Annotated in this window: 10 protein-coding genes; 9 read left to right on the forward strand and 1 reads right to left on the reverse strand. The window is 40.9% G+C overall.

What is annotated here, in order from left to right; genetic code table 11:
* Positions 1–3 precede the first annotated feature (3 nt).
* The gene (locus Q4574_RS14250; RefSeq protein ID WP_303474816.1) at positions 4–384 is read right to left on the reverse strand and encodes a hypothetical protein; all 381 of its coding nucleotides are present in this window, start codon (positions 382–384) and stop codon (positions 4–6) included.
* A 224-nt stretch (positions 385–608) separates the two neighbouring features.
* Between Q4574_RS14250 and asnS the strand changes: the two genes are divergently transcribed.
* The 9 genes from asnS (at position 609) to Q4574_RS14295 (ending at position 13,016) form a co-directional block, all read left to right on the forward strand.
* Complete coding sequence (gene asnS / locus Q4574_RS14255; protein ID WP_303474817.1) at positions 609–2,006, forward strand: asparagine--tRNA ligase; 1,398 nt, start codon at positions 609–611, stop codon at positions 2,004–2,006.
* Between the two features lie 126 nt (positions 2,007–2,132).
* Positions 2,133–3,530 (forward strand): aminotransferase class V-fold PLP-dependent enzyme, encoded by a 1,398-nt coding sequence (locus Q4574_RS14260; protein ID WP_303474818.1) that lies wholly within the window; start codon positions 2,133–2,135, stop codon positions 3,528–3,530.
* A 197-nt stretch (positions 3,531–3,727) separates the two neighbouring features.
* Complete coding sequence (locus Q4574_RS14265) at positions 3,728–4,717, forward strand: paraquat-inducible protein A (RefSeq protein WP_303474819.1); 990 nt, start codon at positions 3,728–3,730, stop codon at positions 4,715–4,717.
* Positions 4,704–6,386, forward strand: coding sequence for an intermembrane transport protein PqiB (gene pqiB, locus Q4574_RS14270; RefSeq protein WP_303474820.1), 1,683 nt, complete (start codon positions 4,704–4,706; stop codon positions 6,384–6,386). Before Q4574_RS14265 ends, pqiB begins: the two co-directional genes overlap by 14 nt.
* The gene (locus Q4574_RS14275; protein ID WP_303474821.1) at positions 6,379–6,981 is read left to right on the forward strand and encodes a membrane integrity-associated transporter subunit PqiC; all 603 of its coding nucleotides are present in this window, start codon (positions 6,379–6,381) and stop codon (positions 6,979–6,981) included. The genes pqiB and Q4574_RS14275 overlap by 8 nt, the downstream gene beginning before the upstream one ends.
* 2 nt (positions 6,982–6,983) lie before the next feature.
* Entirely contained in the window at positions 6,984–8,132 is a 1,149-nt protein-coding gene (locus Q4574_RS14280) for a GGDEF domain-containing protein (RefSeq protein ID WP_303474822.1), read from the forward strand.
* Between the two features lie 229 nt (positions 8,133–8,361).
* Positions 8,362–10,902, forward strand: coding sequence for an RND family transporter (locus tag Q4574_RS14285; RefSeq protein WP_303474823.1), 2,541 nt, complete (start codon positions 8,362–8,364; stop codon positions 10,900–10,902).
* 18 nt (positions 10,903–10,920) lie between these two features.
* A complete protein-coding gene (locus Q4574_RS14290; protein ID WP_303474824.1) occupies positions 10,921–11,706 on the forward strand; it encodes an outer membrane lipoprotein-sorting protein in 786 nt (261 codons plus the stop codon).
* Positions 11,706–13,016, forward strand: coding sequence for a hypothetical protein (locus tag Q4574_RS14295; RefSeq protein WP_303474825.1), 1,311 nt, complete (start codon positions 11,706–11,708; stop codon positions 13,014–13,016). The genes Q4574_RS14290 and Q4574_RS14295 overlap by 1 nt, the downstream gene beginning before the upstream one ends.
* Positions 13,017–13,023 lie beyond the last annotated feature (7 nt).

Here is a 13,023-nt window from a genome sequence, read left to right on the forward strand (position 1 = left end):
GACTTATAAATCAGATAATATCCACACTAAAACAACCACACTAATCGCCAATAGGATAATAACATTTATCCCAAAATAATCGTTTCGGCGGCGGGTGCGATAGCGCCGCATAAATAACACGAACAGGCTCATAAAAGTACATAAACCCAGCAACAAAATTAAGTATATGCTAAGTGACATAGACCAGTCTTCCCGCCCGGTTACTCCCCAATATTCTTGCACACCAGATATCAATTCAGGTCGGGCATAATGGAAAACAATCAAGGAAGCGACAAATATCACCCAAGCAACGATATTCAATCCCAATACAATTTGGTAAAATTTATCGTGGCTTCGTGGCGTTTTTCGGCGATTTTCACCCTGCCAAGGGAATGGATCAGACATATTCTCTGTTTAGCGCCTATTTTTACTTGAGTCTGTCATTTAGCTAAGTAAGATTACACACCTTATTTAAATGATAGAATCTAGTGACATTTTAATTATCTAGCATATTAACTGTAGAGCATTAACTAAGTTTCATCTAGGTGATTGTTTATCCTAGTCGTTTATCATATTTTAGTTTGTAATCAAAAAATTGCAGGTTACCCCTGCTGTAGTGGAGAATATCAATGGCGCATGCCCCAGTGGTTGACGTGTTAACTGGCAAGTACCCTATCGGGGAACAGGTAGTTTTGAAAGGTTGGGTAAGAACCCGAAGAGATTCTAAAGCAGGGTTGTCTTTTATCAACTTACATGATGGAAGTTGTTTCGACGCGATTCAGGTGATTGCCCTGAATACAATGGAGAATTACAGCGATATCCAACGTCTTACTACGGGTTGCTCAATTGCGGTAACTGGCGAAGTAAAAGAGTCCCAAGGAAAAGGTCAAGCGCTGGAAATTGAAGCCAAGCAAGTTGACATTCTTGGTTGGGTAGAAAACCCTGATACCTACCCAATGTCGGCAAAACGTCACAGTATTGAATATCTTCGTGAACACGCACATTTGCGTGCCAGAACCAATGTCATTGGCGCCGTTACCCGTGTTCGTAACTGTTTATCTCAAGCGATACATCGTTTTTTCCACGAACAAGGCTATTTTTGGATCAGCACACCAATATTAACCGCCAGCGATACTGAAGGCGCAGGTGAAATGTTTAGAGTGTCCACTTTGGATATGATGAACATCCCTAAGACCGAACAGGGTGAAGTTGATTACTCCCAAGACTTTTTCGGAAAAGAAACCTATTTAACGGTTTCTGGCCAATTGAACGTTGAAACGTACTGTACTGCAATGTCTAAGGTATACACTTTTGGCCCTACCTTTAGAGCCGAAAACTCGAATACAAGTCGCCATTTAGCAGAATTCTGGATGATCGAACCCGAAGTCGCCTTTGCGGAACTTTCTGATGTTGCCCAACTTGCCGAAGACATGTTGAAGTATGTGTTCAAAGCAGTGCTCGATGAGCGTGCTGACGACATGGCGTTCTTTGCACAACATATTAATAAAGATGTTAAAGACAGAATGGAAAAAGTGATTTCCCAAGATTTCGTCAGAATGGATTACACCGATGCCATTGAAATACTGAAAAACTGTGGCAAAAAGTTCGAATTTCCCGTGGATTGGGGCGTCGATTTGTCTTCAGAGCATGAGCGCTATTTGGCCGAAGAACATGTAGGTGCGCCAATTATCATGCAAAATTATCCCAAAGATATTAAAGCGTTTTATATGCGCATTAACGACGATGGAAAAACCGTTGCAGCAATGGATGTATTAGCGCCGGGAATCGGTGAAATCATCGGTGGTTCACAACGTGAAGAACGTTTAGATGTGTTTGATCAAAGACTAGAAGAAATGGGTCTGGATAAAGAAGATTACGCCTGGTATCGCGACCTGCGCCGTTACGGTACGGTTCCACATTCAGGCTTTGGTTTAGGATTTGAGCGTTTAGTGGCCTATGTGACAGGTATGCAAAATATCCGTGATGTCATTCCCTTCCCACGTTCTCCAGGCAATGCAAATTACTAACACTGCGAATTTAAAAGATACCAACCAGTCAAAAGCCATCTGAAAAGATGGCTTTTTTTAGTTATTTTTCTCAAAAAGTACAATTAGTGATAACGTAAAGACACATTTAAAACGAGAAATTCACTCATGTCTAAATTACAAAATATAATGTTCGAACAAGTACAGACTTCAACGTTATTAAAGCAGGCTTGTGATAGTGCTATTTCTTATCAAAAAAACAGTCATCAAAGAGCCGTTTATCCCAGCCAACAAAGTTTAGAACTATTAAAGGAATTTGACACACAATTACCAGAGCATATGGGTGATGGAGAGGCTATTTTAGACTTACTGGCAAAACAGGGCGAACTCAATACGGTGCGCTACTCAAATGGTCGTTATTATGGGTTTGTTAACGGCTCCGCCCTGCCAATAGGGTTAGCCGCAAAATGGTTAGCCGATGTCTGGGATCAAAATGCTGCGTTATTTGTCACCTCTCCTATCGCAGCTAAGTTGGAAAGTATATGTCAGCAGTGGTTACAACAACTATTTGGCTTGCCCACCAACACGGTAGCAGGCTTTGTTGGCGGCACATCCATCGCTAGCTTATGCGGAATAGCAGCGGCCCGTTATCGCCAGTTGAGTCATTTAGGTTGGGATATCACACAACAAGGTCTGTTTGCTGCACCAGCACTACGCATCATTTTAGGCAGGCAAACCCATAGCAGTGTGGTGAAAGGATTAAATATACTTGGATTTGGCCAACAGCAAATTGAGTGGGTTGACTGTGACCAACAGGGTCGAATAAAGGTTGAATCGATTCCTCCTTTGGATAAAAGCTGTATTATCGTTTTACAGGCTGGAAATGTTTGTAGCGGTGCGTTCGATGACTTTCACACTATTATTCCCAAAGCCAAAGCAGCGAAAGCTTGGGTGCATGTTGACGGTGCCTTCGGACTATGGGCCGGCGCTTCGCAAAGATTTGCCACATTAACCAAAAGCATGCACTTAGCTGACTCTTGGTCGGTTGACGGTCATAAAACCTTAAATACGCCCTATGATTGTGGTGTTATATTATGCGCAGACGCAAGCGCCCTAACCCAGGCAATGCAACAACAAGGCTCTTATATTCAAACCAGTGAAAGTCGCGATAATATGATGTTCACACCTGATATGTCGAGACGGGCTCGGGGCATTGAATTATGGGCGTGTTTAGCTTACTTAGGTAAAAGTGGTATTGCCGAGCTTGTAGACTTACTGCATCAACATGCCGTTTATTTCGCCAAACAAGCTGAAATTGCAGGATTTAAGGTGTTGAACGAGGTAGTTTTTAATCAAGTTATCCTAAGTGCAGGTTCAGATGAATCTACCCAAAACATTCTAAAGTCCATTCAAAACTCAGGAGTTAGCTGGTGTGGAGGCGCGACATGGATGGGCCAACAAGTTATTAGAATTAGTATTTGTTCCTGGGCGACGACCCAAAGTGAGATAGATAAAAGCATCTCGATATTTTCTAACTGTTTAGCTGAATACAATCAACCTATGTGAAGGTTTGTCGATATGAGTAATGGTTTATAATAATGGGTAAAGGATTATCTGACCCAATTCATAGTGGAAAAACGATCTGTCAGCAGTGTGATACAAATGTGCTTGTCCCTCGTTTAGGCCATAGACAAAAAGCCAAATGCCCCTGTTGCGGCCATGTGTTAACGCAACACCTCCATTATGCAAACCAACGTATAATTATGTTTGCCGTTAGTGCGTTGATTTTTTTATTTCTGTCGATGCCGTTTAATTTCCTAGGGTTTAGTACCAACGGGCAATATCATGCTATCGGGATCATCTCCGGTTTAGACGTGCTAATTTTGAACGACTATATGTTCTTAGCGGTCGTCCAATTACTCTCTATTATCATAGTTCCAGCCATCGTCTTAATTGGTTTGCTACTTGTGCTTGTGCCTTTTCCCCTGAACAAAAATGTGCACACGTCAAAAACCATACTAAACATCGTTTATGCACTTATACCATGGAGTATGGCAGAGATATTTTTAATTGGCGTGTTAGTTAGTTTAATCAAAATCCGTTCTTTTGCCGATATTAGTATTGGTCCTTCATTTTATGCCTACATAGGTTTCACTGTGTGTATGGTCGCCACGATGTTATCCATGGATAAACATCAACTCTACATCACTGCGACCCGAACTCAGCACAGCAAAAAGCGGCTACCAAAATCGGAGAGTATACAACGCACCTGGGCTTTACTACTCACTTCCGTTTTACTGTATATTCCAGCCAATACCTTGCCTATCATGCATACGGTATTTTTGGGAACAGATGAGCCCAGTACCATTCTAGGTGGTGTTATTTCTATGTGGCAAAGTAAGTCTTACCCCATTGCTTTAGTTATTTTTATTGCCAGTATAGTAGTGCCTATTGGTAAATTAGTTATCTTAATTTGGCTTAATTATTGTGTACAAACAGGTACATTTAAAAAGCAAAATAATCGAATATTCTGGTATCGATTAACCGAGTTTATTGGCCGGTGGTCAATGGTTGATGTATTTGCCGTTGCAATTTTAGTTAGTTTAATTCAACTTGGAAATACCATGAGTGTATTTCCAGGCCCAGCTGCATTAGCATTTTGTGGAGTGGTAATACTTACGATGTTAGCGGCAATGACATTCGATCCTAGATTAATTTGGAGCAATACGGACGCACAAAATGACAGACAATAATAATCAACAAGCAGACTCACAAGCAGCAGAAATAGAGTCCAGTCGGATAATCTCCAAGTTCTGGCTAATTCCGTTAGTTGCTCTGTCCATTGGCATGTGGATGGTTTATCACCAATGGGCAAATCAAGGCCCGTTAATTACCATCGAATTTGTGTCTGCTTCTGGTATTGAAGCTGATCAAACTAAAATAAAAACCAAAGATGTAGAAATTGGAGTGGTCAAAAAAGTTGAGTTAAAACCCGATTTAAGTGGCGTTATTGTTACCGCAAGAATGAATCCAAGCGCAGAAGTATTATTGGGTGAAAATAGCAAGTTCTGGTTGGTGCGTCCTCGCGTTTCCCTTAACGGCGTTTCGGGGTTAACGACCTTACTTTCCGGTCCCTATATAACCTTAGAGCCCAACACAGAGGGCGAACAATCCAATGAATTTGTTGCCTTAGAAACTCCGCCTACAACTGCAGCTGGAACCCCAGGCCTACAGATTTCTTTAACTAGCAACCAGGAGTTATCTTTCAAAGCTGGCGACCCCATCATTTACAAAGGATTAAAAGTGGGGGAATTTGAAGACATGCATTTCGATGTAGATAAGCGTGTGGTGTCCTATAACGCCTTCATTCAAGCGCCCTATCATAAACTGGTAACCGAAAATACCAAATTCTGGAATGCCAGTGGTATCAGTCTCGACTTAGCCGCAAATGGCATTGAAGTCAAAACCGGTAGCATCGAAACCATTCTCACCAATGGCGTCACTTTTGGTATTCCAGACGGCATGCCTACGGGGGATTTGGTGACAACTCAAGCATCATTTGAAATTTATAAAGACTATGAAAGCGCATCTAATAAACGCTACAAACTCGGGGTCAATTTTGTCTTAATGATCAAAGATAGCATTCGCGGACTAACCGTTGGTGCACCGGTAGAATATCGCGGTCTGCAAATCGGTAAAGTGGTTAAAATTAATCTACCCGGTTTGGCGCAAAGTAAATTGCTAGACGAAGAGTTTGCGATCCCTGTTCTGATCACTATCCAACCTAGCAGAATGCAGCAGCCAGATGACCAAACCGGTGTCGACATTGTGCAAAAACAAACTTTGCGTGGCATTGAACAAGGTCTACGCGCTTCTCTTAAAATTGGAAATATAGTGACTGGCGGGCTGTACGTAGATTTACAACATTACACTGATGCCGAACCCGAACCTTTAAGCAGTTTTCTTGGTTATAATGTCATTCCTACCACCTCGGGAGAATTTGCTCAAATCACCCAAAAAGTGAGTGGCGTATTAGACAATATAAACGCTATTCCATTTGCTGAAATATCTCAAGATGCTAGTCAACTTATGCGCACTTTCAGCTCGACTGCACAGGCATTTCAACAAACCATCGATACCCTTGATGGCCTGCTTGTAGATGTGAAAGATCAGCAAACCAGTGAAAATATCAACCATGCAGCCGAATCCTTAACGCAATTGCTTAAAGACTATTCTGCAGGCTCCAAAACCAATCAGGAACTGATATCCACGATGCAGCGCTTCCAAACAACTTTGGAACAACTCACCCCGTTACTGCAGCAACTCAATCAAAAGCCAAATAGTTTAATCTTCAGTGATGGTAGCTCCCCCATAATTGAACCTAAAGCACAATCTTTAAACGAGGAAATTCAACATGATTAGGCCTGTATTTTATATGTTGGCAATAATGCTACTGTTGGTTGGTTGTGCAACAGAAACGAATACTAATGTACAATATTACCTACTCGACAACGCCACTTCCATGCCTGTCCATGAGGATCTTGCACAGCGCTCCACAACCGTTGTTGTTGAAACCATTGAGTTAGCAGATTATCTGAAGCACGCTGGCTTAAGCATGCAGTTAGATGAACATCAAGTTTACTATTCTAAGCAACATTTCTGGGCGCAACCTTTGCAGGCAAGTATTCAGAATGCACTCATAAAAGACCTCAATAAAAATTCGAACACGACCTCTTTCTATACTCCAAAGCAAGTTAATTCGAGTCAAACCGACCTCACCCTAAGTGTAAAAATAAACCACTTTCTGCCTACCAATAAATCGAAAGTGGTTTTAGTCGGCCAATATTGGTTATATAATGATCATCATCAGAAAGATTTGACTCCATCAATGTATCACTTTAAGTTTGAGTTACCACTGGCAAAAAATGGTTATGGACATGCCGTAGGAAAATTGCGAAACCTAGTGGAAGACTTGAGTAAAGACATAATAAATAACATGGAAAACGTTAAAAATTAATGATGAAAAAAATAACAGATAGGATGTTATCCTATCTATATTTGGGTACCGTAGGTGATAGAAATAGCGAAGTAAACCAACAACTTTTTGTTTCCAATCTATTTTCTATTATTGGTTATTCACTCACCTTTGTTTTGGGAGTTTCTGCGGCCATTGGCGGAGAAGTGATTCTTTCGATATCACTTTTTGTTGCGTGTTGTTTGTTTTTCATTAGTCATCAAATTCATCGACTCAACAAAATCAAAACGACCTACAAAATATCAACCCGCATTATTTTTGTTTGCCTACTGTTTCTCATGCTGTACTTAGTTTTTAGTGGTGGTCACGGAAATACCGGTCCCTTATGGATTTACATATTACCCCCAGTTGCCTTCTTTTTTGGCGGTTTACGCAAAGGATTGGTGAACATTGGCTTGTTCGTTATTCTAGTTAGTGTAATGCTATTTTACCCTGGCGAAATATTCTTAAATACCTCCTATACCCATGAATTTAAATCTCGGCTAATTTATTCGTTTTTAACGGTTACCTTATTGTTTGGTTTTTATGAATTTTCAAGACAAAAATTCATTTCATTTATGCAAAAATTAAGTAACCAGTTCGAACAACAAGCCATGCAAGATCCGCTAACCTTGTTGCCAAATAGAAGAGCCATGCAAGACTATTTAGAACACGAGTATAATCGTGCACAGCGCAGTAAAATTAGCATGTCGTTACTACTGTGTGATATTGATCACTTTAAAGGTGTAAATGATGTTTATGGTCACAATGGAGGTGATTATGTGCTTAAAAACTTATCCCAGTTATTCACTTCTACCTTGCGGAAACAAGATAAAATTTCTCGCTGGGGTGGAGAAGAGTTTTTATTCCTTTTACCGGAAACCAGCGCTTCTGACGCGCACTTTTTAGCTGAAAAAATACGCCTTAACGTGGCAGATCATATCTTTAAATTTGCTGGAGAAGAGTTCAATATAACATTGAGTATCGGTGTTAAAGAAGTCACAAAGGATATCAGCGTAGATAAAGCCATTAGTGCTGCAGATAAATTCTTGTATAAAGCCAAAGAAAATGGCCGAAATTGTACAATGCCGCAACGCAATACCCTAGATCACAAGCAAAGTAGCAACGACGAAGTTCAGCCTGAGCAGAACTAGCGATTTCAACCTAACGTTAACTAATACAATAGCAACAAACCCAGTTACAAGACCCACTCTACCTAGCAAAAATTCAGCTACTCCTAAAACTTTCACTCAACTTATGACGTTAGATTACATTCAATATTAACTTTTAGGTAAGTGCAGCCTACATACTTCAGATCAATGGCACTCATATTGCAAATCACTTAATCAAATTAACATGAATGATGGGAAACAACCGGGTTTTATGAAAAACATAGCCAACAATTTAGTCCATTTATGTACCCACAAACCTAAATCAGTGTATGGGATTTTATTGCTATTTGTGGTGCTATTAGCATCTCAAATCCCTCGTATTCAAATTGATACCGACCCAGAGAATATGCTGGATGCAGAGCACCCAGCCCGAGTGTTTCACAATCAAGTAAAACAAACCTTTAGTATGTATGACGCAATCGTCGTTGGGGTGGTCAATACGTCCGATGAATATGGTGTATTCAAACCTCAGGTGCTTACTGACATATTTGACATAACCAAGACAATTATGTCAATAGAAGGGGTTGTTTCTGCCGATGTCATGTCGATTTCAACAGTAGATAATATTAGTCAGGAAGGAACAGGAGCAATTCGGTTTGAATGGATGATGCCCTCGCCTCCAAAAACGATTTCAGTAAGCCAGCAGATACAACACAACTTGTCCCGTCTCCCCTTGCTGCAAGACACCTTGGCATCAAACAATGGTAAAGCGGCCGCTATTTACGTGCCGATTTTAGATAAAAACCAGAGTTTTAATATTGCACAACAAATACGCGCCGCCATCGAATCTCAGGATAGCAGCGCCCAGTGGTACATCACCGGGCTGCCCGTTGCCGAAGACCAATTTGGTTTTGAGATGTTTGTACAAATGGGAATTTCGGCACCTCTTGCAGGCTTAACTATTTTTATTCTATTGTTTATTTTCTTCCGTAACTTGCCCTTAATTATCGCGCCTATGATTGTCGCTATGGCAACGGTTATTATAACCATGGGGGCATTAATTGGGATGGGATTCACTGTTCATATCATGTCATCCATGATTGCAATTTTTCTGATGCCGATTGCGGTGGTTGATTCTGTTCATATTTTGTCGGAGTTTAGTGATCGGCATAAACCAGGAGAAGATCTTCAAGAGACCATAGAAGAAGTGGTTGGCCATTTATTTACGCCCATGCTGTATACATCAATTACCTCCTCAGTGGGATTTTATTCATTGATGTTAACCCCAATTCCCCCTGTGCAAATATTTGGTGCCTTTGTGGGCACAGGCATTTTACTGGCATTTTTAATCACGATTACCTTTATGCCAGCTTATCTATCACGAATGGGTGAAAAGTCCCTACTAAGTTTACAGGATGTGATGCATAGCCAGCACAGCGACGGTACCAGAATCGCCAAGATTGCAGGCGCATTGGGTAAGATTGCCATGAATTTTAAAGGTGCTTTAATCTTGAGTTTTACAGTGATTTTTGCAGTCTCCGTATGGGGAATTACCCAAATTCAAATTAACGACAACCCTGTGCGATGGTTCAAACCCGATCATGAGATCCGCGTCGCCGACAAAGTACTGAATGAAAACTTTGCTGGAACCTACGATGCATACATAGTACTTAGTCAACAATCAAACTTAGTGCCTTTGAAGAATATCATGTCACAGAACCTGCCTTCGTCCTTAAGTGACTGGCAAAAGAGTACAATGGAAAAACTCGAAAATGAGCCGTTAAATGAACAATATCAGCAACTTATTATTGAGATAGAAGATAAGATGTTTTCTTCAATAAATTCTCAAGAAGAGCAGTATTTAAATGTATTGTTAGCTCAAACGGAAACAGCATTGAGTCAGTCGAAAGCCTTCCAGTCGCCAACACTACTGGCCTATATAGAATCTCTACAGACGGAGTTGCAAGCATCGGGGCTAGTGGGCAAATCGAATTCTCTTGCTGATGTCACTAAAGTCGTGAATCGAGAGCTCAGATCAGGTGAAGCACAAGATTATCAAATTCCAAGGTCACCACAAGCTGTGGCGCAAACGTTAATGCAATATCAGTCATCCCATCGACCCAATGATTTATGGCATTTTGTCACACCGGATTACCAGCAAAGTCTAATTTGGTTGCAGTTGAGTAGTGGCGATAATCAAGATATGACAAAGGTCATTCAATTGGTAGATGATTATGTTGCCAGTCACCCACTCCCTGCGGGTGTTGAATTAGGCTGGGCAGGCAAAGCTTATATTAACGTCATCTGGCAGGAAAATATGGTGGCAGGCATGCTTGATAGCTTAATCAGTGCCTTTGTGATTGTGTTTATCATGATGGTTATTTTATTCCGATCCTTGGTATTTGGGTTATTAGCGATGCTACCGCTGACCATTACCATTACCTTCATTTATGGATTAATTGGCATTGTTGGTAAAGACTACGATATGCCCATTGCTGTTTTGTCAGCCTTAACCCTAGGCCTTTCAGTAGACTTCGCCATCCACTTTTTGGAAAGAGCCCGTACCCTGTTTAAACAAACTCAGGATGTGAAACAAACATTTTCGCTGATGTTTCAAGAACCGGCCACCGCTATTACACGAAATGCTTTAGTCATCGCCTTAGGGTTTACGCCATTGCTTTTTGCGCCACTTGTTCCTTACATCACTGTGGGCGTATTTTTAGCCAGTATTATGGCTATTTCGGCCTTGGTGACCTTACTTATTTTGCCCGCGGTGATGTCGTTGGCAAAACCCTTAGTTTTTAAGAACTAGTTAATTTGGAGGTTTAGAATGTCTCGATTTACATTATTTATTTTTGCATTAGTCCTATCACTACCCAGTGTTGCAGAGGTTGATGTTGAAGCATTAATTATCAGTTCTGAAAAAGTCGCATATTACAGCGGACAAGACGGTCGCTCAGATGCACGCATGATGATAGTCGATGCCCAGGGGCGTAAACAAATGCGTCAATTCACGATTTTAAGACGTGATATTAAAGACAATGGTGATCAACAAATGATGGTATTTTTCAGCCGACCAACAGATGTGAAAGACACTGTATTTAGAGTAGAAAAACATGCCGATATTACAGTAGACGATGACCGTTGGTTGTACCTCCCTGCTTTAGATTTAGTAAAACGTATCTCAGCTGGCGACAAACGTACCTCTTTTGTAGGATCACACTTTTTCTACGAGGATGTTTCTGGCCGAGCAATCTCAGAGGATGACTTCGAACTGGTTGATGAGACGTCGGAAAATTACATTCTTAAAGCCACGCCTAAATCCGCAGATAGCGTGGAATTTAGCTACTACCATGTCAGTATTAGTAAGCAGTCAAAACTCCCCGTCAAAATTGACTTTTTTAATCAAGAAGGGGTTAATTATCGCCGTGTTGAAGCGGTGAAAATTGATAATATTCAAGGTTTCCCTACCGTGCTGCGCTCTAAAGTAAGCGATTTGGTCAATGGTGGCTATACCTTAATGGAATTCAGAAATATCAGTTATGACCTGGGTCTGCCAGACGATGTATTTTCGGAACGCAGTTTACGTACCCCTCCTCGTCAATGGTTAAACTAATGAAAAAAAGCTTATCGCCCATTTCTGTTTTAGCAATGATTTTACTTTTAGTCTCCCTCAATACTAGGGCGCAAACCACAGAAGATGAGTGGGATATGGGGGATTGGTCGGAAGAAGAAGAGGCTTCCCCCCTATTTGCAGGCTTTGTTGATATCAGTGTAGGTAACAGATTCACCTCAGATCCTGCAATTGATGGGGCAAAAACCCTCAGAGATATTCGCTTGCAAGTCCAATGGGAAAAGCTACTCAGCGAATCCAGTTTAACCGTGACTAGTGACCTGTATTATGATGGCGTTCTAGATCAAGTTAAATTAAATGTTCGAGAGTTTGCATGGCAAGGAAGATTAGATTCAATTGCTCAATGGGGAAAGAACTTTGATTTAAAGTTAGGCCAACAAGTGCTGACTTGGGGGACGGGTGACTATTTATTTCTAAACGATCTATTCCCTAAAGACTACCAATCATTTTTTGCTGGACGTAATGATGATTACCTTAAGGCCCCTTCCTTATCTGCGAAATTATCTGGCTTTTTTGATTGGGGTAATATGGATTTCGTTATTACTCCAGAATTTGCTGCAGACAATTATATTAACGGTGATTATTTTTCATTTTTCTCTGCTTCATTTGGCACTAACATTGCGCCAGGTTTCGACGTAAAATCACCTTATTTACCGGAGTCACCAGAATACGCATTACGATATTATAAAAGCATAGGTTCGTCAGAGATCGCCATTTATGGTTATGATGGATTTCATAAATCTCCCAGCAGTCTAACCAGTGAAGGCCAAGCATACTTTTCTAAACTCAATGTATATGGTGCCAGCGTCGTAAGCCCTGCTTTTGCGGGCCTTATCAAAGCAGAGTTCGCTTATTATGCCTCCAAAGATGATAGCCAAGGCTCAGAGCCGTTAATTCCTAATGATCAAAGTCGATATCTCGTTGGTTATGAGCAAGAAGTGATAAAAGACTTAACGGCAAGTATACAATGGTATTTAGAGCATACTCATGACTATTCAGAACTAAAACTAAACTCCCTAACACCAGAGTATGATCCTAATCGCAGTCGTATCGTCGTTACCCAGCAATTTATTTATCGGTTAATGCAACAAACCTTAACGATTAATGCTTTTAACTTTTACTCCACCAGCGATCATGATGGCTTTTTAAAATTACGCGCCGATTACAGCCCAGTTGATCAATGGCAGGTGGCAGCTGGAATAAACCTATTTTACGGTGATGACAATCACACATTTTACAATCAGTTTGAAGATGCCAGTAACCTTTATGCAAGCTTCAAATATTTTTACTAACCTCCAC

Origin of the sequence: Aliiglaciecola sp. 3_MG-2023 (assembly GCF_030548205.1) — a bacterium.
Lineage (GTDB): Bacteria > Pseudomonadota > Gammaproteobacteria > Enterobacterales > Alteromonadaceae > Aliiglaciecola.

Bases quoted from the DNA above. Each gene is read 5' to 3' on its own strand.
- Q4574_RS14250 (WP_303474816.1), bottom strand. From the start codon at position 384: ATGTCTGATCCATTCCCTTGGCAGGGTGAAAATCGCCGAAAAACGCCA.
- asnS (WP_303474817.1), top strand. From the start codon at position 609: ATGGCGCATGCCCCAGTGGTTGACGTGTTAACTGGCAAGTACCCTATC.
- Q4574_RS14260 (WP_303474818.1), top strand. From the start codon at position 2,133: ATGTCTAAATTACAAAATATAATGTTCGAACAAGTACAGACTTCAACG.
- Q4574_RS14265 (WP_303474819.1), top strand. From the start codon at position 3,728: ATGTTTGCCGTTAGTGCGTTGATTTTTTTATTTCTGTCGATGCCGTTT.
- pqiB (WP_303474820.1), top strand. From the start codon at position 4,704: ATGACAGACAATAATAATCAACAAGCAGACTCACAAGCAGCAGAAATA.
- Q4574_RS14275 (WP_303474821.1), top strand. From the start codon at position 6,379: ATGATTAGGCCTGTATTTTATATGTTGGCAATAATGCTACTGTTGGTT.
- Q4574_RS14280 (WP_303474822.1), top strand. From the start codon at position 6,984: ATGAAAAAAATAACAGATAGGATGTTATCCTATCTATATTTGGGTACC.
- Q4574_RS14285 (WP_303474823.1), top strand. From the start codon at position 8,362: ATGAAAAACATAGCCAACAATTTAGTCCATTTATGTACCCACAAACCT.
- Q4574_RS14290 (WP_303474824.1), top strand. From the start codon at position 10,921: ATGTCTCGATTTACATTATTTATTTTTGCATTAGTCCTATCACTACCC.
- Q4574_RS14295 (WP_303474825.1), top strand. From the start codon at position 11,706: ATGAAAAAAAGCTTATCGCCCATTTCTGTTTTAGCAATGATTTTACTT.